Annotated in this window: 21 protein-coding genes and 1 tRNA gene; 6 read left to right on the forward strand and 16 right to left on the reverse strand. The window is 42.9% G+C overall.

The window, feature by feature from the left end:
- Positions 1-146 precede the first annotated feature (146 nt).
- Positions 147-830, forward strand: coding sequence for a DNA polymerase III subunit epsilon (gene dnaQ / locus HOL16_05805; GenBank protein MBT5390204.1), 684 nt, complete (start codon positions 147-149; stop codon positions 828-830).
- Here dnaQ and secB read toward each other — a convergent pair.
- Positions 823-1320, reverse strand: coding sequence for a protein-export chaperone SecB (gene secB, locus HOL16_05810; GenBank protein ID MBT5390205.1), 498 nt, complete (start codon positions 1318-1320; stop codon positions 823-825). The genes dnaQ and secB overlap by 8 nt on opposite strands.
- Positions 1321-1434: 114 nt before the next feature.
- On the opposite strand from secB, the gene HOL16_05815 reads away from it, so the two are divergent.
- Together HOL16_05815 and HOL16_05820 are read left to right on the forward strand one after the other, a co-directional pair.
- On the forward strand, positions 1435-2142 hold the full coding sequence (locus HOL16_05815) for a Tim44 domain-containing protein (protein ID MBT5390206.1): 708 nt from the start codon (positions 1435-1437) through the stop codon (positions 2140-2142).
- A 202-nt stretch (positions 2143-2344) separates the two neighbouring features.
- The gene (locus HOL16_05820; GenBank protein ID MBT5390207.1) at positions 2345-3940 is read left to right on the forward strand and encodes a hypothetical protein; all 1596 of its coding nucleotides are present in this window, start codon (positions 2345-2347) and stop codon (positions 3938-3940) included.
- A 24-nt stretch (positions 3941-3964) separates the two neighbouring features.
- Here HOL16_05820 and HOL16_05825 read toward each other — a convergent pair whose 3' ends face one another.
- Positions 3965-5287 carry a sodium:alanine symporter family protein gene (locus HOL16_05825; GenBank protein MBT5390208.1) on the reverse strand — a complete coding sequence of 441 codons (1323 nt, stop codon included), beginning with the start codon at positions 5285-5287 and terminating at the stop codon, positions 3965-3967.
- A gap of 645 nt (positions 5288-5932) precedes the next feature.
- Between HOL16_05825 and HOL16_05830 the strand changes: the two genes are divergently transcribed.
- Positions 5933-6313, forward strand: coding sequence for a hypothetical protein (locus HOL16_05830; protein ID MBT5390209.1), 381 nt, complete (start codon positions 5933-5935; stop codon positions 6311-6313).
- Between the two features lie 390 nt (positions 6314-6703).
- On the opposite strand, the gene HOL16_05835 is transcribed toward HOL16_05830, so the two are convergent.
- From HOL16_05835 to HOL16_05890, 12 genes are all read right to left on the reverse strand, one after another.
- Positions 6704-7762: an alanine/ornithine racemase family PLP-dependent enzyme gene (locus HOL16_05835; protein MBT5390210.1), complete on the reverse strand. Its 1059-nt coding sequence runs from the start codon at positions 7760-7762 to the stop codon at positions 6704-6706.
- A complete protein-coding gene (locus tag HOL16_05840; protein ID MBT5390211.1) occupies positions 7759-8880 on the reverse strand; it encodes a DUF1611 domain-containing protein in 1122 nt (373 codons plus the stop codon). Before HOL16_05840 ends, HOL16_05835 begins: the two co-directional genes overlap by 4 nt.
- A gap of 435 nt (positions 8881-9315) precedes the next feature.
- Entirely contained in the window at positions 9316-10035 is a 720-nt protein-coding gene (locus tag HOL16_05845; GenBank protein ID MBT5390212.1) for a hypothetical protein, read from the reverse strand.
- A 254-nt stretch (positions 10036-10289) separates the two neighbouring features.
- Positions 10290-10826, reverse strand: a complete 537-nt coding sequence (locus HOL16_05850; GenBank protein ID MBT5390213.1) for a hypothetical protein — start codon at positions 10824-10826, stop codon at positions 10290-10292.
- A gap of 477 nt (positions 10827-11303) precedes the next feature.
- Positions 11304-11380 (reverse strand) — tRNA-Arg (locus HOL16_05855).
- A gap of 59 nt (positions 11381-11439) precedes the next feature.
- The gene (locus tag HOL16_05860; GenBank protein MBT5390214.1) at positions 11440-12462 is read right to left on the reverse strand and encodes a glycosyltransferase family 9 protein; all 1023 of its coding nucleotides are present in this window, start codon (positions 12460-12462) and stop codon (positions 11440-11442) included.
- A complete protein-coding gene (locus HOL16_05865) occupies positions 12456-13442 on the reverse strand; it encodes a DUF2125 domain-containing protein (protein ID MBT5390215.1) in 987 nt (328 codons plus the stop codon). The genes HOL16_05860 and HOL16_05865 overlap by 7 nt, the downstream gene beginning before the upstream one ends.
- Complete coding sequence (locus tag HOL16_05870) at positions 13435-14178, reverse strand: 1-acyl-sn-glycerol-3-phosphate acyltransferase (GenBank protein ID MBT5390216.1); 744 nt, start codon at positions 14176-14178, stop codon at positions 13435-13437. Before HOL16_05870 ends, HOL16_05865 begins: the two co-directional genes overlap by 8 nt.
- A 55-nt stretch (positions 14179-14233) precedes the next feature.
- Positions 14234-14800 carry a YdcF family protein gene (locus HOL16_05875; protein MBT5390217.1) on the reverse strand — a complete coding sequence of 189 codons (567 nt, stop codon included), beginning with the start codon at positions 14798-14800 and terminating at the stop codon, positions 14234-14236.
- A 62-nt stretch (positions 14801-14862) separates the two neighbouring features.
- Positions 14863-15414, reverse strand: coding sequence for an HAD-IIIA family hydrolase (locus tag HOL16_05880; protein ID MBT5390218.1), 552 nt, complete (start codon positions 15412-15414; stop codon positions 14863-14865).
- Between the two features lie 2 nt (positions 15415-15416).
- The gene (locus HOL16_05885) at positions 15417-16322 is read right to left on the reverse strand and encodes a hypothetical protein (GenBank protein MBT5390219.1); all 906 of its coding nucleotides are present in this window, start codon (positions 16320-16322) and stop codon (positions 15417-15419) included.
- Position 16323: 1 nt separating this feature from the next.
- Positions 16324-17028, reverse strand: a complete 705-nt coding sequence (locus HOL16_05890; protein ID MBT5390220.1) for an ATP-binding cassette domain-containing protein — start codon at positions 17026-17028, stop codon at positions 16324-16326.
- Positions 17029-17143: 115 nt separating this feature from the next.
- Here HOL16_05890 and HOL16_05895 point away from each other — a divergent pair, with 115 nt between their 5' ends.
- A complete protein-coding gene (locus HOL16_05895) occupies positions 17144-17809 on the forward strand; it encodes a hypothetical protein (GenBank protein ID MBT5390221.1) in 666 nt (221 codons plus the stop codon).
- A 79-nt stretch (positions 17810-17888) separates the two neighbouring features.
- Positions 17889-19361 (forward strand): D-glycero-beta-D-manno-heptose-7-phosphate kinase, encoded by a 1473-nt coding sequence (gene rfaE1 / locus HOL16_05900; GenBank protein MBT5390222.1) that lies wholly within the window; start codon positions 17889-17891, stop codon positions 19359-19361.
- A 299-nt stretch (positions 19362-19660) separates the two neighbouring features.
- On the opposite strand, the gene infA is transcribed toward rfaE1, so the two are convergent.
- Positions 19661-19879, reverse strand: coding sequence for a translation initiation factor IF-1 (gene infA, locus HOL16_05905; GenBank protein MBT5390223.1), 219 nt, complete (start codon positions 19877-19879; stop codon positions 19661-19663).
- 184 nt (positions 19880-20063) lie between these two features.
- Positions 20064-20548: hypothetical protein (locus HOL16_05910; GenBank protein MBT5390224.1), on the reverse strand; the 485-nt coding region annotated here is incomplete at its 5' end.

Below are 20548 nucleotides of genomic sequence, written 5' to 3' on the forward strand. Positions count from 1 at the left end.
GCGAAGTTGATTTAAGCACAATTTTAGAAGAGAACAAATCAATCAACAAGCTGGTTGTTGGCTGTGGGAAAAAGCCTTTTAATTGGAAAGAGGATGATAAAACTACGCCTAAAGGGTCTTTTGGAACCAGAAGCAGCAGGAACGAGATGTCAGAAAGAGAAGTTGTCCTAGACACAGAAACAACAGGTCTAGAGCCCCGGGCGGGACACCGCTTGGTGGAAATTGGGTGTATAGAGCTCGTTGATCGTGTCCCCACAGGTCGCCAGTTTCATAAGTATTTGAACCCCGAAAGACCCGTTCCAAGAGAGGCGTCACAGATCCACGGGCTAACGGACGAATTTCTACAAGACAAGCCTCTGTTTAAAGACGTGGCAGGAGAGTTTCTAGATTTTGTCAGGGATGCAACACTTGTTATTCACAACGCCCCCTTTGATATGAAGTTTCTAAATGCAGAGCTGACGATCCTAGAGGCGCCTCTCTTGGAAATGAAAAATGTTGTGGATACGCTCCAAATTGCCCGTAAAAAATTCCCAGGCGCTCCTGCTAATTTGGATGCTTTGTGCCGGCGATTTAAAATAGACAACTCTCACCGGACAAATCACGGAGCTCTTTTGGACTCGGAGCTGTTGATAGAGGTGTATCTAGAGCTGACGGGCGGGCGCCAACTAAGCTTTCAATGGGATGGGCAGGGTAAAAGCGCTCCTACAGGCCAGGACGCAAAGGAAAAAATCCACCGAGAGGCACGGCCACATGAGGCATCTGCGCCAGAAAGAGACGCTCACGACGCCTTCATGAAAGGGATTAAAAAGCCTCTTTGGGAAGCTAGTTAATCTGGTTGTGGTAGAGAATTTCGAAATCAAAGGGGGCGAGCACTGTTGGTGCCATGCCGCTTTCTTTGGTGATATCTGAAATAATGCTGCGTGCAAAAGGAAACAGATGTCTCGGGCATTCGACCAGAAGAAGCCTCTTAAGCTGCTCGTCGTGTCCTTTTCCTTCCTTAATCGAGGGCAATGTGAAGATCCCTGCATAAGAAACTTCTATGATGGAAAGCACACTCTTTTCGTCGTCAGCCTTTGACTCCACCTTAATATTGAGCACGACTTCAAACATGTTTTCGCCAATTGGCGTGGCGTGCACTTCAACGTTTACATTAATCTGTGGCCCCTTCTTCGGGGGTGTCGAAAGAGTTTCCAACATTTTGGGGTTTTCAAAAGAAAGATCCTTAATGTATTGGGTGTTAATGGTCAGCTGGGTAAGCGATTCCGCTTTTCCATCTTTTTTTGTTGCTTTTTTCTTTTGGGGCGCTGCCTTTTTAGCCATAAAGGATCCTTTCCGACGTTTGATCAAAAAACATTTAAATACCTTATCCCTCTTAACCTTCCTGGCTCCTTCGTGTAAAGTAAAAAAAGATACTCCTATGAACAAAGGGAAAATATGAACGTGGGATTTGCTTTTTTCGACATCATTTTGTTGGCCCTAATCGCTGTTTTTCTCATTTTGAGGCTTCGAAGCGTCTTAGGTCAAAAACGAGAAGATGAAGAAAAAGGGACCAAGGAAAAGGACTTTCTTCGAGACGTAAGCCAGAAAAGAGCTGAATCAAATGTTGTCAGCTTGAGACCCAATAAGCAGTCTCAGGCAGTAGAGGCCGAGTTTCAGGAAGAGGACATTATGGAGATTGTCCCAAAGGAGGCAAGAGAGCCTCTCACGAAGCTTCGAGCCATAGAGCCAAGCTTTTATCCAGAAAAGTTTCTTGAGGGAGCAAAGGGGGCCTTCTCTGTGATTTTGGAGGCCTTTGCCGCCGGCGATAAAAAAACGCTGAATAATCTTCTCGCAAAATCTGTCTATACTTCGTTCGCAAGCGCCATAAACGAGCGTGAGAAAGCAGGGGAACACCTGGAGAGTATCTTGCTAAATTTAAAGGCTGACATCCAGGGTGCGTCCATCAAAGGAAAAGTTATCAATATTTCAATAAAATTCACGTCCCTTCAAACGAATGTTTTGAAGGGCAAGAAAGGAAAGATTCTTGAAGGGGATCCTGACCAAAGTGAAGAGCTTGTTGATAGCTGGAATTTTCGGCGGACCATCGGCTCCAAGAATCCAAACTGGATCTTATCAGAGATAACAAACCAGGCCGAAGGGTGAGTCCATCTGCTGATGGTACTCAACTCGTATATGAATCAAAAGAAACCCACTCAATACAAAACTTTTGTATTGAGTTTATGCTATCCTTTGATGCGAAATCTGTTGAAAATGCTTCTTTTTTTTTATATTAGAAAAATAATATTATTTGAGTGTATAAAACTGTGATAAAATCTCAAGAAAAAAGAAGTTGGGGAACACGCAAATGTGTAGATGTATTTCATTTAAGAGTTTTGTTGTCTTTATATTTAGCCTTACGGTTATGGCGGCACTTCTAATTTCCGAAAGTTTCGCAGGTCCTGGAGGTCCAACCTTTTCGGCTGTAGTTACGGGGGAAGACTTGGAGATGCAATTCAGGAAAACACGAATTACTGAGCTTGGGGAAGGCATTCAAACAGCGCAGCGCAAGTATCGAAGAACAGTTACATACTATGATTCTAGGCTATACGGAGATGATGTGGACCAGAATTATGATAAGACGGGGCATGATGCAATTGAGGCCTTAAGAGCGGAGGTAAAAGGCCACTTGGCTTCAGTGGATCAGATGGGAGCCACGAGACTCGCTGAAATTTTTGGTTGGCGATGGGATTCTAGTGAGAATAAATATTATTGTGATCGTTGGTTGATACGGAGTTTTGAAGAAATCGGAATAAGTTACGGTCAGAAAAGAAGGGCTGGACTGACAAAATGGCAGTCATTTAGAACCAAACATAAGGGCTCAGGAAAGAGCCAGCAAACAACAAGATCTGCTGTACGTGGGTTAAAAGCAAATACTGATGGGCTTAATACTTTAATGACGGAAGAGATGTCCCAAGCAGTACTATCCGCAGAGCACATGGTGAAAGCCAGAAAAGACTTTGAGGATTGGGAGCGCAGAATGAAGAAACACAGAAAAAAAATGAAAAAGCACGATAAGAAAGTTGCACAAGGCAAGACAGGCGGTTGCTTGTGTATTCGTAGAAAATTAAGGGAGCCTGAGGCTCCAGAGAAAAGCGAAACCCTTCAGATTTTAAGCACAATGTACCTTTACAACCCTGACGAGAAGGATAAAACGCGAAGACTTACCGTGAATCCCATGCTTGTTTCATGGATGCTGAAAGGGGTCTGTTCAGCAGAGAAAGCTAATATTAATGGAATTAAAAGCTTTTTGACGCAACCAAGGCTCGAAATTGGGCGTGTGTTCAGATCAAAAGGTGGGCAGGAGGCCTGTTTATCTTCTATTGAAATGGATGAATTTGCTATTTCTTACGACTGGGAGCTAGGGGGGGAAGTTGATGACCTGCAAGAAGAGGAGGAGTTGGATTCTGATGAGGAGCAGAGGAAACGTGAGGAATACCAAAACTCTCGTGTCCGCCGTAGGTCGGTGTCAAATGTGGCGCGTAGTTCTTCGGTCGTTTATAAATCCGCTAATAAAAGCCGACTTCAGCGCTCCAAATCGTTTAGTGAACGCAGACCATCAGTCACATTTACCATGACAGACGCGGATAGACGAAAATTGCAAGAGGCTCGGCTGGAAAGAGAAAAAAAGAAACTTGAGGGTCAGGATCTATCAGAGGAAGAAGAAGATACGAAAAGGAAACTAAGGCTAGCAACCTCACGGTCGAGCAGTGTCACAGTCATCCCACAGAGTGATCTTAACCGTTTAGGAGTGAATGTTTCACCACCTAGTCCAACAGTGGAGACTACTCTTACTCCTATTGGCGGAGCGGTGGTGGGCCTGATGGTTCCAAAAGTAAAGGAAGATGATCTATCTTCCGTTGAAAGCGACGAAGACGCATATAATTCGGAAGATGAGAAATAATAATGATCCAATACGAAGTTGATGTCACCGAATGTCAAAAACCACGCTTCGCCATAATTTTAAAATGGCGGGTAAGTTAATGGTCATTAAGAGGCCCCCAGAAATGTACATGACCGTCAGAGCATATCGGGCATCAAAGAAGGAAAAGATCATAAAGGAAGCCGTCGCGAATACATAGTATGCTTTTTCTCCGTAGGTTGGGAATATAAAGCGTGCGGACTTTAGGCCCGCGAACATATAGGCGATGATGGTTGAAAAACCAAGGGCAAATAAGAATATGGGCATAAAGATATTCATATAGGGAAAATATTTTCCTAGGGCCGTTTGGACGAGCAAGCTTCCTTCAATGGGCATGGTCCAAACGCCTGTTGAGAGCAAAAGCAAAATCGTGCAAGTACAGACAACAAACGTATCCAGAAAGATGCCCGCAATACTCAGGCTAGCCTGCTTTTCTGGAGAATCTGTCTTGGCTTCACTATGGATAATTGAGGCATACCCAATTCCCACATCACCTGAATAGCAGGCGCTGGAAATTCCTTTTGACATGGCGATAAGCAGCGTGCTGCCGGCGAACCCTCCGACGGCCGCATGTCCTGTAAAGGCGGTGGAGAAAATCAAAAAGAACATCTCTGGAATGACGTCCAGATTTTGCCATAAAACCCATCCTGTCATGCCTAAGTAAACCACAATAAATACTGAAATCATAATACCGCTGATATTTCCGATGCGTTGCACGCCACCTCTGACACTGAAAAGGATGAGGGCTAGCAATCCTAAACTTACCCATAGGGGGGGCAATGACCAGTTAATGACCAGGCTTTCTTTAATGGTTGCAAACATAAAGATCTCGACACCATAGATGCACAACAAGGAGGCCATCAAATAGGGAACCCAGGGCAGTTTTGGAAAGGCCTTCGAGAGGAAAAACATAGGCCCCCCCGAATAGGTCCCATCGGGATTCTGTTTGCGATACTTGATGCCTAAATAGATCTCGGAATATTTTAAAATCATGCCCAAAAAGGCTACGATCCAAACCCAAACAAGGGCCCCGGGGCCTCCTACTTGAACGGCAATAGCCACAGCTACAAGGTTTCCTATACCTACACAGCCACCTAAAGAGGCAAAAAATGCCTTAATAGGAGTTGGGAGTGTGCTTTTCGGTCCTTTTTCCTTTTTGATCTCAAAACATTTGATAAAATATCCAAAAATTTTGGGAAATTCTCTGAGTTGCATAATGCGTGATTTGACCGTGAAAAAGAGTCCAATGCTCAAAATAAGAAAGGCGCCAATGTAGCCCCACAAAAAGTCGTTTATTTCTTCCAAGAAGTCAAAAGCAAGTTCAAACATTAAAGTCTTTCCAAAAGTTTGAGAATGGGACCTAATAAATTCAGCGAACCCTAGTGCAGGGAGCCTCAAAAGTCAAATTGGTTGAGGAGAAGACGGGGCTTTCAGATTGCACCAAAAGAGCTTTAAGCAGGCCCGTTTTCATTTTGCTGTGACATGAGTTATGAGCGGAAAATCATTAAAGAGGCGTGGTGGTGCTCTGATGGCCCTTCCACACTCTCCGAGCTGCTCCGAGGTATCCGCGTCTCTAACGTGGCGCCTCATAAATCCTGCTGGATTTAAGATTAGGAACCTTGAAACGGCGCTTAGAAGGAACTTTTTGAAAAAGATGCGTTTATTTTGTATTGTCTTTGCAAAATATATGCGATCTAACTGCGTTCTATATTACATAATGAATATGTATGGGCGCGTGTAATGTCCGACGATTCAACTAAAATTATCAGATCAGGCTCTCCCATAGGAGAAAATAAGATGCAAATGAAATTCCTAAACAGCCGGTTTCTTCACGTAAGGCGAAAGGTACAGAAAACAGCGGATTTGGGATCGAAGATTTTGCAAAGGGTTTAGCAAAAGATGCGGTGTCTGGTTTTATATCAAGTTTCTTACCGTTTTAGAAATGTATGATTTAATGAAAGTGACGGAGATCAAATGGAAAAACTACTACTCTTAATCTGTGGCGCAATATGTGCAACAATTACGCTGCAGACGTCTTCAGCTTTTGCCTTCCCGGGAGATACCGAAGTAGAAAATTTTCAAGCCTATGAATGGGAGGAAGAACTGCGGCCTTCTGTAATTCGTAGAGAATTTTCAATTCCTTTTGAAAGTTCGCAAATAGTAGTAGCTTCAAATCACGTGGAAGAACGTGTTTACCAAATGGAGCACAGTCTTGCGTTACTTAGTGCCTGGGCCCAAGCAGAGGTTAATGTCGATGCGTTTAAGCATAAACTTGATTCAGTTCTAACGCATTTGTTTGCTCAACGTTTTTTTGGAATTCCATTTGTCAATATTAACTGCAGTTTCCCTCCATAGTTCCCATGAACCTGGTTACTCCCTTTTTGGTGTATCGATTAGCCCATCTATGCTCTTCGAGCTACACCGAGGCATCCGCTTCTTTAACGCAACGGCTTATAAATCCTGGCGGATTTATCACATCGTAGCGAAGCGAATGTCCTTTCTATCCGAAAGGACACAATAAATCCTTGAGACAATATTTTAGAAAACTTTCCTTCCAGCTGCGGCATCAGTGCGGCACCGAGATTTTTTGGCTGTTCCGGAATTCTTGCTGAGCCTTTTGTCCTTGGTTGCGGGAGTCGCAATCGACTTTTGGATTTAGTGAGCTGATTTAATTACGTTTTTATATTTGGGTAGTGTCTCTGTACCACGTCTTGTACCGTAAAAACTTGTCCACAAAAAATGCGGCTATTCTGACATAACCTTAACGATAAAAGGTGAAGTCATAGCGCGAACAAGTGCGCTGTAGTTCATCTGAAATGCAATTTCATCGCCTACGGATAAATTATTATTTGCATCTAAAATAAGATGGTCGCTACTGGCACCAAGAATCTCAACGCCGGGTGGTGACGTTAGCCCGTTCGGATCAGTATCCTGCTCGCCAAGTGCCAGTAAAACTTGAGAGATGTTACCTTGATTTGTGATTGGTTGTGACGGCCCAAATGCGGTTTGTGCAATTTCACCCCATGGCTGCGATGGCTTGACCTTCGCCTCGATAACTTCAGCTATAAGTTTAAAAGCATCGATGTGCAGGCCGTCGATTGGCTTTCGATTAAGAGGATCAAGGCCAAGCAATATAGATTCACCAAAGCGAAGGTTATTGATGCGTCTTGTATCCACACCGCTGAATGCCCATTCAAAATTGCCAGAGTTGCCGCCTGAGACCACCTCCATCTCAAAGCCGAACGTCGTATCAATTGAACTAGCCAATGTCGAAAGCTTGTCCATATTTTTAGCGTTAGGTGTAACACCGCTGCGACAAGCCAAATTCGTGCCAATACCTTTAAATTTTATATTCGGTAACTCAAGTATTTTTCGCACAGTGCTTTCAACGTCTTCGGGCATTATACCTTCACGGAGATCCCCAAGCTCTACCATGAGAACAATACCATGCGTCCGTCCAGACTTTAGCGCAGCAGCAGATAGAGCATTGATAATATCAAGTTCAGTGTTGAAGCTTATATCCGCATGCATCACAACTTGCTCGACCTGACTGAGCATAGGGGAACGGATGAGTAATATCTGTGTATGTACACCCGCTTTTCGCATACGTTCTATATTTTCAATACGGGAATCCCCGAGAGCACTTACGCCTGCATCAAGTAGAACTGTCGCAATTTCAGGCGAACCTAGGGTTGCCTTCGTAATACCCGTAACTGAGATACCATGAATGGCCAAACGTTCGACTAATATACGGGCGTTATGGTGAATTTTGCGGAGGTCAATTTCCAGTCGCGGTGAACTCATTTTGCAACCGCAGGCATCTTTTTCTCAAGCACCGGAAAGGCCAAAAGAATCATTTCCACCAGATGATCTGGTGAGCGGGTTAAGGCATCTGTAGCGGGAATATCAAGCGTGTCTTCATAGTGCGTGATCGCTTCACCAATCTCATCATCTGTCATGTTTTCGTGGTTGATAGTAAGGCCAATAACCTTTGTATCAGAAAATGTTTCGATGAGATTAATCTCTCTGGTTGCACTCGGCATTGGTATTTCAGGATAATCACTAAGATTAATTCGTCCCGGTGCATGTTGCAGGATAACACCATCAGGCCGGCTTCCTCTTAGGATATAGGAAGAAGTTAGATAGGCCGGGTGGCTGAGCGCGCCTTGTCCCTCGATAATAATAACGTCAGGGCTTTCTCCTTCGAAGGCTTCTATAACGGCGGCTTCCATTTCACCAGAGCAAAATTGCGGCGCAATAGCATCAATAGCAAGGCCATAGCGCGCACCCTGAATTAAGCCAGTTTGACCCGTTCCAACCATCACCGCTTTAATATCACGGTCATTTAATGCCTTGGTTAATATCGTAGCGGTGGTGCGTTTACCGATAGCGCTATCAGTACCAAGCACAGCAATACGCGGACAGGTGACTTCTTTGATACGGCCACTAAATACTTTCAAATCTTTTTTGTCGCGTGGTTTTCGAATATCAAGAATGTTTACGTTATTCAAGGCGCTTGCGGCGGCAAATTCTGGGTCTTCATTCAAAAACTCATGAAGACCGTTCACGATATTCATGCCAAGAGTGATGGCTTCAAGCATAATGCCACGTTCATTTTCGGACAGCATGCCGCTTAAAGGAGCCATGCCATAGATAAAGCTATCCGGCACCCCTCCAGATACCTTCAAGGCTTCGGGAAGATTGCGGCAGACAGGGATATTATTGGGCGAGTCATCCAGCACCATGCCGCAATCTTGTCCCGCTTTTGTACTATCGATGACCGCAAGAATTTTATATTTTTCTGAATAACGGATAAGTCCATTGGCGGTTTTTCCATCTATTCTTCCAAAATTATCTTCGCAATAAATGATCGCTGTTTTAGGTTGTGTTGGTCTGTCATAGGGAAGCGCTTTTGGTTTCATTTTTGGAAAAGTATCGACGGGCATATTCATGCCTCCTGATTTTGTAAACGCTTATAGTGATGCGTTCATGCATGCACCCTGCACAATGCAAGGGTCGCATTTCAAAGTCTGAATAGGAGCAAAAAATAGAAAGCTAAAATTCGCGGAAAAAAGGTGAGGTCAAAGTGTGCTCTCACGCATTGCCATCGCAGGCAGACATTTTCCAGAAAAAATTATCTCAATAAGTGGCTTTGGCCAAACTCTATGACATTAATACTGGGTTTGAGCAGTTTTGTCAAATTTACGCTCTAGATGCTCTTTGCTTAGTCGTATATCTGTTTATCAATAAATTTTCGAATTTCTGTTTTTTTTATACTTGCTAAATTCTTGATACAGTTCAGTGAAGAGTCTCGAAACGTATCCACACAAGCGAACCCCAATCAAAACTCACAGACTTTATTCTGAAGAATTCTCCCTCAGTCCCTTCACTTCTTCAAGGGATAATTCAGTCAATTTGGCTATAATGTCATCAGTAAAATCGCCAGTTTCAATCATCCTTTTTGCAGTTTCTGTGTTCGCACTTTGTGCTCCCTCAGCCCTCTCAACAGCTAACATTGAACCATACTGCTCAAGATCTAAAACATCCGTCGCATATTCTTTCACTACTTCGGGTTCCCAACGAGACATTTCTAATCTTCCAAATGCTTTTAATATGCTATCTGGTGCCTTTATTCCTTGGCCCTCCAAAGAGTCTAATGTTTCTCTCGTATATTCTTTTGCATGCTTGAACAAACTCAACCACCAATCTTTTTCCGTGAAATCCTTTTCTGGAGGAAACAACTTTTTCGGTACTCTAGGAAGTTCGATCTGAATCATCTGTAAATGGTTTATTGTTTGACTAGAATATTTATCAGTCATAACATAGTGCTTCAAGTATTGGTTGTCTGCCATGGGATGAGACCTGGTTCTTTCAGTCTGTGTGTCCTCTAAAACGGAGTCTTTTATTCCTCTTAGTCGATTACTATCATAGTTCAGAACCTGAATAGCATATGTTGGCCTCAAACTTCTGTACCAGTCAGATTGATTCAGTGCTTTTGTATCTATCTGGCGTGAGTATGTTGATGCCGCATAGAATAATGCCCGCTCATCAAAATAAATATGACGTCTTACCTGCATCTCTACAACTATATGTGCGCCTTTCTATAATTTCAATCTTACCGAACGGACATTTCGACTTTTTTCCTTATTACTTTTTTTGAAATTGTTTGTACCTTTTAAAGCAAGCTAAGTCTCAGGAGAGGTCTTTGAGATTTTTTTTTGCGAGAGTATGTTAGCTGCAAAGGACAATGAAGTCTGTCCTGAAAAGCCATGATTTTGTAGGTTTAGTTTTTTTTGTGTCGAGAATATAGTTGATTCTGACATTTCACCACTTATTTTTCGTCAGTATTAATTCCTTTGATTTTAATCATTTTTTCTACCTCCATCTTCTTTTTATTTTCACTTTTCTTGGAGGATAACGTCTCGAATAAAGCTTTCTTTTTTGGTCTGGGAATAAAAATTTCACCTATTGAGAGATTTTTTGAGGAAGTTGGAATTGCATCTACAACTCTTTGTACTTCGGCTGGACTGGAATTTTCTGTGTTCTTGAGCAAACCTTTAGTCCCATTATCTCCAATCATTTGAGCAAGAGATTTTACTATCTGTTTAATTTCGTTAACTCCATAAGCTGTTTCTTGTGTTACCTGGTCAATTTTTATACGAGCCTGGTCAAGTATTTTAACTGCATCTTTAATATCATTAACTCCACGTGTTATGTCTTTTGCTTGCTCTTGAATTTGAAAAATTTCATTCAAGGTTCCACTAACTTGAAAGATAGTGCATATAGCGGCCAAACCAATCAATAGAGTTCCAACACCACCTATTAAAAGTCCAATATCTTTACTAATCCTCTCCCTGGGCATACTCACAAAACTGCCTCCAAATAGATTTAACAGTCTAGTTATATTCTAATAGCCTGATACAAGCAAACAATGCACTTATCCTGTGGGTCCGGAGTTTTTGAGCTGATCATTGAATCGTTCAAATTTTTTGAGTTTCTTTGTAAGTGGGGCAGGATGTAAACCTACGAACTTCGGGTTTAGGGCTGCAAACATGATAGATTGCTGAAAGTTCTGATTATAAAAGAATGAAATGGTTCGGCTGCAAAGAATCAGGTGTTTCACCAGGCCAAGATGCGCTTACGTACATACTACGCGAGTTATCTGACTTTCATTCAAATGCTTTCTATATGCTTTCGGAAAATAAAACATTCATATTAGAAATATTGAAATATGACTCTGATAGCCCGTCTACGCTCTCCGAGCTACGCCGAGGCATCCGCTTCTCTAACGCTCCGTCTCATAAATCCTGGCGGATTTATCACGTCGTAGCGAAGCGAAGACGGATGGTGCGCCCGGCGGGATTCGAACCCACGACCTCAAGATTAGGAATCTTGCGCTCTATCCTGCTGAGCTACGGGCGCGTTAAAGTTTTTTATTGCAGTAGCTATAAAATGGTTTACCAAAAAATGTAACCCGGCAGTTAAGAAAAAGCCCCTTTTTGTTGGGACGAGTGCTCCAAAAAATGGCTTGATTCCTCTTGTACCGCACTTAACGGTATATTTAGCATTTCTTTCCCACCAAAGGACTGCGCAGTGAGAACTCTTACCATCTTGGTGGAAGGGGCGAATTTTTCACTATTGGTTGGGCCAAAAAGGGACAAAATGGGTGTATTCGACACAGCCAGCATGTGCGCCGTGCCACAGTCGTTGGAAATAACAAATTTCAGTCTTAGGCCCAACGCTATGGTCAGTAAGGGGGAGTACTTAAAGGAAGATTCTTTTTGCAGTGGAAAAAGGGCACCTGGTACTTTAGCTTTAATAGAATCGATCCAATCTATCTCTTGAGGGCCAATCAAAAATACGGGCTGTGTTTTTTGCGTTAACAACCATTGAGCAAGTTCGCAAAAGTTTTCCAAAGGCCAGCATTTGTGCTTTCCACCAGCGCCAGGAACAAGACCCACGTAGGGGAGAAGATTCTGAGGAAGGAGACGGTTGATTTCTGATTTCATCTCTTCCGAAATGGGCAGAGGTGGCAATGTATTCAAAGGCCTTTTTCGTAGCATATTTACAAAAGCAACCAAGCGCTCGCCCAAAGAAGTGGGGAGTTTTCCTGCGGTATATTTTATGTCCGAAAGAAGAAAGTTAAAGGCAGATGAAATAAAGGTCGTATGAGGTATTTTTTTAAGATTAAGGGCGGTTAGAAATCCGTTTTGTGTGTCAATAATAAGATCATAATGGGTCGTAACTTGTTTCTTAAAAAGATCCTTGAAGCCAGTTCCGAATTTTTGATTCTCTATGACCGTATCTAGTAAGGGATCTACGATGGGTTTTAGAAGAGAGCTGAAAGCACTTTTTCCTTTTCCTGCCATCCAAGTAATATGGGCTTTTGGAAATGTTTCTCTTAGAGCACGGACAAAGGGTATCTTGATCAAGCCATCTCCGACCAGATCAAGGCCTACGTAAACAAGAATGTTTCTGGGATTAAGGGGGGAAGAAGCTACCATTGGATCCTTGGAAGTTTAAGGAGCGTTCCAGGCCCAGAGACAAGGCGTCCCTCCTGAAGGGTTATAGGTAACGTAATGCCGTCTTCTCCCTCCATAAAGGCCGATGCAAGGGAAAATAGCTGACGCTCTTTGGATGAAATGACTTTATTTTTTTCTAAAGATTCTAGCATTACCGGGACGCCCATGAGCTTTGTTGTAAAGGCCCCTTCTGGTTGTAGGGTATGATCTAATGCCAGAGTTCCTTCTAGGGAAAGGGCCGCTGGAGGCCAGTTTATCAAGGCAGTTCTTATCTCAAGGATGCCACCCTTATCTCTCCAATTTTCTAATGTTTGTGCCAGAGAAGTGTCATCAGCTGACTCTAGGGCTGATACTTCAGAGATCGTCCCTTCAATGCGAACCTCTTGAATGCCTTGTTCCATCGAAAGAGGAGGATTTTGCAGGGTGAGCGCATTCAGAGATGTTTTAAAGGAAATGGTGGCATCAGTTGTTTTCTTTTGAAATGTCCCAGAAAATGCGTCTAAATCTGCCCAAGGGGTATTATTCTCGTATAAAAAGACACTCTGCGAACTAATCTCAAAGCTCCAAGAATCTGAAACATTTAATTGTCCTTGAGTGAGATTTGCCTCAAAACCATAAGTTTTTTCATCGTTGGATACGAGAAATTTATGGGGAGAGGAAATTTGGAATTTTAAGGCGCTCCAGTTCCAAATTGAAGCAGATACCAAGGTGTCTCTAGAGGTCCCCTCGACGAGCACATTATCTTTTTGATAGGAAAAATTTGGGTTGAGCAGTTTGATTTGTAAGGAGAAAGGATATCCACCAACTTCAATTTTGTCGTAATTGATTGAGAAATAACTATTTTTTGCAAGTTCTTCTTGAAAATGGACTTTTAATTGAGATGCTGAATACCACCAAAAAAGGCTGTATCCTGCAACGAAAACAACGAGTGAGGCTATGATAATTCTTTTGGTTTTATCCATCTGATGGCTTCCTTGTTAAATAAGGCTTTTGTATATCTAATAGATCTTGGCTGGCAGATTCAATCGTTTCTTTTAGGTATGGCAGAAAAGTTTTTTGATCCATTCCCGGAAGGATGGGTGGCAGGACATGAAAAGTAACAGTGCCGGGATACTTTCTAAAACTATTCTTAGGCCAAATCAGCCCTGTATTGAGAGCGACTGGCGTGACTGGGATCTGTAGATCACTATAAATTATGTCTATGCCTGGACGATACCGTCCCGTTTTTCCTGGTTCAGATCGGGTTCCTTCTGGAAATATGACCAGTGATTTTCCTTGGGAAAGTGTCTCACTGGCCCTTCGGGTTAATTTTCTCAAAGATGTAGTCCCTTTCCGAGAGATGGCAATCATGCCCAATTTTTTGAAGAAAGAGCCAATGATGGGAATCCATAGGAGTTCTTTCTTCAAAATATAGACAGGAGAATTAAAAAGAATATTGAAAAAGATAGTTTCAAGGGCTGATTGATGTTTGGATGCAATAAGCGCTGCATTTGTGGGCACGTATTCCTTCCCAATAATTTCTATTTTAACTCCAATAATGGATTTGAACAGGAAGAGAACTGTCATTGTCCAAAGATGGGAAACTTTGAAGGCAATATTGCGAGAGATAAACAGGCAGGGAAAGGAAAGGCCACCCAAAACAAGAGTCGCGAGAACGAGCAAAATATTAAAAATCAGTGATCTCAAAAAAATGTGCATAAGCTAGCTATATCCGTAAAACATGAATGATAGATCTCAAGAAAAGCAGCCTGTGTCAATGAAAAGCCTTTAAAATGGCCTGACGGGAGTAGGATACGATAAATTTTGAATATTCGGAAATTATAAGGGTGGCAGTTGATGGCTGCGTCCACCAACTGTGTAAATTTAACTTTTTAGGGAATACTGGGTGACTAATAATAAGAGCATCCGGGCAAGCAGACTGTACCTCAACAAGACTTCTGGGGAGGTGATAATTAGAGGTGACGAGTCGAAGCGATTTGTACTTATTTTTCCTCATCCATTCTGCTGTTTCTTCGGCATTACCCACTGTATCGGTTGCTTTATGTCCAAGTCCTACTTTGTCGGTATGATTTTTGGATAAAGGGTTATACTTTGGGAGGTCCCTCAAGAGGACGCTTTTATTTACTCCTGAAATAAAAAGAGTTTTGGCGGCGCCTTTCTGCAGAAGGGAAAATCCTTCTCTTAATCGCAGGCTGCCTCCTGTTAGAACGACAATCGTGTCAGTGGGTGTATCACGATCTTCAACTTTTAACGGGATCGAATCTACAAAGGCGAGAAGCCCAACAAACCATAGTCCAAAGACAAACGTTATTCCCAATATGAAGCGTTTTATACTCTGAAAGAAAGAAGGGCGCTTTTTTGAAAAGGTCAAAGATGAAGTCTCTACGGAGTTAATATGGATTTTGTTGCTGAAAGTAAGTCATCATGGATGCTGACTGGCAGGATGGATAGGGGGAGACCTTCCTTTTCGATAGCGCGACCATGACCAGTTCGCACTAAATGACGCGGGCATCCGGCGCTGAATGCAGCTTCAAGATCCCTTATAGTATCTCCGATGAAAGGGGTTTCTGCAGCCTCAACATTAAAGTCTGCTAGCGCCTCATGAATCATTCCAGGATTTGGCTTTCGTCGATTCGTTGGGAATTGGGGGTGATCAGGACAAACGTATATCTTATCAATCTTGGCGTTATTTTTTCTTAGAACCGTTTGTAGGTGGTCGTGGATTGCCTGGAGATCCTCTTCAGATATGATATTTTGTCCAATAGCAGATTGATTGGTAACAAGGGCGATTTTCCAACCAGCTTGCTTCCACAGTTGAATAGCCTCTATGACACCGGGGAGGATGACGAATTCTTCAACAGATTTGACATAGTCTTGTCGATCCTCGTTAATAACCCCATCTCTATCCAAAAGAACAAGTTTTGTTGCTGTCATTTCTAAAAAGCTTTTTCCAAAGTAGATTTAGTTGTTTTATGGGCAGAAAACATCATCAAAAGGATGATGATAAAGGGAACAATCCCAATGAGAAGCCAAAGCCATGAAATTTGTGGAGATATAATATTGAAAAAGGAGGCTCCTTTATCCCAGTCAAAGAACCAGAGCCAGCTTATTACAGTCAGAACAAGCAAAATGAATCCAATAATACTTCCTCTGATACCCATGGAGAGCGCGTATCTTTGAAACTGTTGGGCAATATAATTGTCTGATGCTCCAATAAGTGAGAGAATTTCTATGATAGATCGGTGCATCAAAAGACTCGTTTGGGTGGTAAAAGCAATTGTTCCAAGGATAGAGATGACGATGAATCCGATGATAAAAAGGAGGGTTGTTTCTAGAATAGTACTTGAAGAAGCAACACTTTGATGCCAAGCACGATGATCTATCAGCCGAATGTGGGGATTGATGCGTTCAAGGGTTGCTGACAATTGTGCCATATTAAATTTTAGATTTGACACAACTTTTATATCAATGAGTTTGGGGATGGGTAAATCTTTCAAAAAAGTCCCACTTCCTAGCCATGGTTCCAATAAGGCAAGGGATTCTTCCCGGGGCAAGACCTCAACACTTTTAATACCAGGTGTTTTTGCAAGCACTGCAGCGATGTATTCCATTTCGTGGCTCTCTCGCCTTTCCATTTCCAGGGAATCGGATGCATCAACTTTAATTTGGGCCGGAATCTCTATGGTATAACTTTGGGTGCTTCCTAGTGCCCAGAATCCAATCATGCCTTGCAAAATGCAATAACTGAACGTTGCGAGAATGGCTAAGTACATCAACAAACCGATAACCCAAGGGACGTATCGGGTGGAGGGATCTTTGGTTAAGGGGATTTCTGAGGACATATCAAATGCTTTTCGCACCTTTAGGAAGATTCACAGTTAAGGTCTTATCATGAAGATAAAGCTCAGAATAGGGAAATTCTTTTGCAAGAGATCTGTTGTGTGTTGCGATAATGACGGTGGTCCCTGTCTTGTTGAGTTCTTCAAAAAGGTACATAATTTTTAGAGCATTTTGATCATCTACGTTTCCAGTTGGTTCGTCTGCCAATAGGAGTTGGGGACGGGTGATGACGGCACGAGCTATTGCAACACGCTGCATTTGCCCGCCAGAAAGAGCCTTAGGGAACAGATCCAAGTGATCGGAGAGACCAACCCAATCCAGTAGCTCGGAGGCTTGTTTTCTGCTTGTGTGTGTGCTGACCCCGCGAATTTGGAGAGGGAGCGCTACATTATCAAGAGCAGATAGGTGCGGGATAAGGCGAAAATCCTGGAAAACAACGCTCATTTTAGTACGAAAAATCGGGACTTCCCACCGTTTAATAGTCGTGCTATCTCGATCGAAGAGAGAAATGGTTCCCTGTGATTGCCTTTCTGAAAGATGGATAAGTCGGAGCATACATGACTTTCCAGCACCACTTGGACCGGTCAAAAAGTGAAACGTTCCTTGAAGAAGGCTGAAGTTGATATTTTTAAATACATCAATCCCACCGGGAAACCGGAGGCCTACGTTATCAAATCTTATCAGTTTTTGGCCTGCGCCTTTTTGCATTTATATCTCCTCACCATGTCGAATATCCTCAGAAAAAGGCACTTTTTTTACGATACGTTATTGTACAGAGCTTGATAAGCATTTATAACAAAATAATGAACAAGGTACTACAAAGATGATCATAACCTGTCCGGCATGCTCGAGACGCTACATTATCGATCCGGAGTCTTTAGGCGCTCAAGGGCGGGATGTTAGGTGTTCTGGTTGCTCCAATGCATGGCATCAGGACCCAGCATCAGATATGCCAGAATCCATAGAGCTTGTGGAGAGTGTGTCCGTCATTCCAACTGAGCCTAAAGAGGGGGCTGCAAAGTTGCCAACTGCTCCTACAATGCAACAGAAAAGAACCCTTGTTTGGCTCGTTATTACCATTCTTGCCACCGTATTTATAGGTGGGGGTATGTTTGCGCGCGATCATATTGTGCGCTATTTTCCAACCCTTGAGCCATTCTATGAATTAATTGGTTTGCAGATAACGACTCGAGATATGGGATTTGAGCTCAGAAATTTGCTGTGGGAGAGAGATCCTGAAACCACACTTCCCATTTTGCGAGGGGAAATTCGGAACTCCTCGAGCACTGCTCGGAAAATCCCTTCCATACGGATCACTTTTCAAAATGCCGAAAAATGTGAGACTAACGACTGTACGTTAGCTCAGATGGTTGAAAACGTTGGGGATGAGAGAATTCTTCCAGGAGACACCATTTCGTTTCAAATTGGATTGAAAAACCCAGTTCCAAATGGAACCAAAGGGGTTTTTGTTGAATTTCATACTCCTTGATTTAATTTTTCAAGTTTTCTATAAGTGACTATCTCCAACAAGGCTTGTGATTGTGAAATAGATTATGGATGATTTGAAAATGGAAAAGATACCACGACAACGGAGTGTGGGTGAACTCGTAAATAAATTATCCACTTGCACCGTATTGTGTATTGGTGATGTCATGCTCGATAGGTTCGTTCAAGGAAAGGTTGAACGCATTTCACCAGAGGCTCCGATTCCTGTTCTTCGGATGACATCTGAGAAGAATATCTTAGGCGGTGTTGGAAACGTAGCACGCAACTTAGAGGGTCTTGGTATTTCGACGTTACTTGTGGGCGGAATCGGAAAAGATAAAACCGGTCAGGCTGTGCAAGACTTGTTGAAGCAGCATACGCTTATTTCGCCCCACCTTATTTCTCATGAGAAGTTTCTGACGCCTTTAAAAATACGGTATATTTCGGGGAACCAACATCTTTTAAGAGTAGATCAAGAAACGTCCGTTCCTTTTCCCGATTCCATTATTCAAAAGCTTCAAGATGTTTCTTTACAAGCGCTACCAAAGGCTTCGGCTCTTATCTTATCGGATTATGGGAAAGGAGTCCTGAACCGTGATCTCATAAAGGGACTTATTGCTGAGGCCCAAAAGAATCATACGCCTGTTATTGTGGACCCGAAAGGGCGTGATTATGCGAGATATGAGGGGGCGACACTCGTAACTCCAAATCGACAAGAATTGGCTCAAGCAACTGAGATGGAAACGGACTGTGATGAAAGCTGTATAGCGGCGGCACAAGAAATCATAAAGACTTGTAAGATCAAAATGGTTCTTGTGACGCGCGGTCCGGATGGAATGACATTAGTTACGGATGAAGGTTATGTTGAGCATGTACGTGCGACGGCATTGGAAGTTTTTGATGTCTCAGGAGCTGGGGACACGGTTGTCGCCTTAATGGCGTCGTCCCTTGGTGCTGGACTGACTTTGACAGAGGCTGTTCATTTGGCTAATAAGGCCGGCGGAATCGTTGTTGGAAAGGCGGGGACTGCCGTGGTTTCCAAAGAAGAGCTCTTGGCTGATTCACCTCAAGAAAAGTTTCAAACGGCAGAACGAAAGGTTTATACGTTAGAAGAGGCCATTGAACGTCGCCTCCGTTGGCAGCGGAAAGGTCAGACGGTTGGGTTCACAAACGGGACTTTCGATCTATTGCATCCGGGTCATATATCCTCCATTGAAGAAGCCCGCCAGCATTGCGATAAGCTCTTTATAGGCGTGAATACAGATTCTTCTGTTAAACGCTATAAGGGTCCAACGCGCCCTATCCAGTCAGAAATGGCACGGGCAACTGTTCTTGCTTCCTTACAAATGGTAGACGGCGTCGTTCTTTTTGAAGAAGACACGCCCCTAAAGCTTATTGAAGGGCTCCGTCCAGATGTTTTGATAAAGGGCGCGGACTATAAAATCGAGAATATTGTGGGAGCAGATGTTGTTCACAGTTACGGTGGTAAAGTGGTTTTAGCACAGATAGTCCCCGGTCAAAGCACCACACGAACTGTAGAAAAATTAGCAGTATAGCTATAAATTTTTACCACTGAGATAATGATTGTATGAAGCTTTTGCAAATCCTAGGTGCCTCTTAGAATCCTTCATGATCTGGAATCTAGGAAAATCGTTTATAAGAAACGAATGTGTGGCAAAAACAACACTGGATACCAGATACCAAGTCACTCTAACACTCACCGGCTTAAGACGCCGGTTCGCCTAGAAGTGCCTAAAAGTTCTGGCATGACACGTCTGTGTGATTGATATTGGATATTGTGCGCGCGGGACCAAGAAGTAGGGTTCCTACTCTCGGTATTTAGCACAAATCAGGATTATTTTTGTCGGAAAGTGATGCGGCCCTTAGAAAGGTCATAGGGGGTCATTTCCACGGTAACTTGATCTCCTACTAGGACGCGAATTCTATTCTTACGCATTCTGCCTGAGGTGTGAGCCAGAACAATGTGGTCATTTTCTAATTTGACTTTAAACATAGCGTTAGGGAGAAGTTCCAGTACAACACCTTCAAATTCAATGAGTTCTTCTTTTGCCACCATTCAGCTCCGCTTTAAGTTTGGTTACGATACAACACTTTTAAATAATTAAGAATCATTTTGAAAGCACTTTCAAGCATATCCCAGAATTAATTTATAAATCTTCGAAAAATATAACAAAGGCATAAAAAAACTAGCGGACCTTTCGATCCGCTAGTTCATATTTATTTAGAAGAGTCTGAGTCTATCTACGACGTCTCTTTCTCTCTTTCTCTTCTTCTTCTTCTTCAAGCCTGTCCGACTCAGCTTCTTCTAATTCGCTGCGAAATGGATCAAAGGCTCTTTCACCTTCAAGTCTTTGGCCGCGCTCAACTCTTGCATCCTCGCCGGCTACACCTCTATCGTGATAATCAAATTCTTCATCTTCTGAGCTGTAGTCAACATCAGTTACAGGTTCTGTAGTTGGCTTTTGTCCGCCTTTAGTATGACCCTTAGTGGTTCCCTTGGTATGCCCCTTAGTGGTTCCTTTAGTATGCCCCTTAGTGGTTCCCTTGGTATGCCCCTTAGTGGTTCCTTTAGTATGACCCTTAGTGGTTCCCTTGGTATGCCCCTTAGTGGTTCCCTTGGTATGCCCCTTAGTGGTTCCTTTGGTATGCCCCTTAGTGGTTCCTTTGGTATGCCCCTTAGTGGTTCCTTTGGTATGCCCCTTAGTGGTTCCTTTGGTATGCC

The organism is Alphaproteobacteria bacterium (assembly GCA_018662925.1).
In the GTDB taxonomy this organism is placed as follows: domain Bacteria; phylum Pseudomonadota; class Alphaproteobacteria; order 16-39-46; family JABJFC01; genus JABJFC01.

What these genes read in the sequence shown, in the direction of transcription:
- dnaQ (MBT5390204.1), top strand. Translation starts at nt 147, where the DNA reads ATGTCAGAAAGAGAAGTTGTCCTAGACACAGAAACAACAGGTCTAGAG.
- secB (MBT5390205.1), bottom strand. Translation starts at nt 1,320, where the DNA reads ATGGCTAAAAAGGCAGCGCCCCAAAAGAAAAAAGCAACAAAAAAAGAT.
- HOL16_05815 (MBT5390206.1), top strand. Translation starts at nt 1,435, where the DNA reads ATGAACGTGGGATTTGCTTTTTTCGACATCATTTTGTTGGCCCTAATC.
- HOL16_05820 (MBT5390207.1), top strand. Translation starts at nt 2,345, where the DNA reads ATGTGTAGATGTATTTCATTTAAGAGTTTTGTTGTCTTTATATTTAGC.
- HOL16_05825 (MBT5390208.1), bottom strand. Translation starts at nt 5,287, where the DNA reads ATGTTTGAACTTGCTTTTGACTTCTTGGAAGAAATAAACGACTTTTTG.
- HOL16_05830 (MBT5390209.1), top strand. Translation starts at nt 5,933, where the DNA reads ATGGAAAAACTACTACTCTTAATCTGTGGCGCAATATGTGCAACAATT.
- HOL16_05835 (MBT5390210.1), bottom strand. Translation starts at nt 7,762, where the DNA reads ATGAGTTCACCGCGACTGGAAATTGACCTCCGCAAAATTCACCATAAC.
- HOL16_05840 (MBT5390211.1), bottom strand. Translation starts at nt 8,880, where the DNA reads ATGAAACCAAAAGCGCTTCCCTATGACAGACCAACACAACCTAAAACA.
- HOL16_05845 (MBT5390212.1), bottom strand. Translation starts at nt 10,035, where the DNA reads ATGCAGGTAAGACGTCATATTTATTTTGATGAGCGGGCATTATTCTAT.
- HOL16_05860 (MBT5390214.1), bottom strand. Translation starts at nt 12,462, where the DNA reads ATGGTAGCTTCTTCCCCCCTTAATCCCAGAAACATTCTTGTTTACGTA.
- HOL16_05865 (MBT5390215.1), bottom strand. Translation starts at nt 13,442, where the DNA reads ATGGATAAAACCAAAAGAATTATCATAGCCTCACTCGTTGTTTTCGTT.
- HOL16_05870 (MBT5390216.1), bottom strand. Translation starts at nt 14,178, where the DNA reads ATGCACATTTTTTTGAGATCACTGATTTTTAATATTTTGCTCGTTCTC.
- HOL16_05880 (MBT5390218.1), bottom strand. Translation starts at nt 15,414, where the DNA reads ATGACAGCAACAAAACTTGTTCTTTTGGATAGAGATGGGGTTATTAAC.
- HOL16_05885 (MBT5390219.1), bottom strand. Translation starts at nt 16,322, where the DNA reads ATGTCCTCAGAAATCCCCTTAACCAAAGATCCCTCCACCCGATACGTC.
- HOL16_05890 (MBT5390220.1), bottom strand. Translation starts at nt 17,028, where the DNA reads ATGCAAAAAGGCGCAGGCCAAAAACTGATAAGATTTGATAACGTAGGC.
- HOL16_05895 (MBT5390221.1), top strand. Translation starts at nt 17,144, where the DNA reads ATGATCATAACCTGTCCGGCATGCTCGAGACGCTACATTATCGATCCG.
- rfaE1 (MBT5390222.1), top strand. Translation starts at nt 17,889, where the DNA reads ATGGAAAAGATACCACGACAACGGAGTGTGGGTGAACTCGTAAATAAA.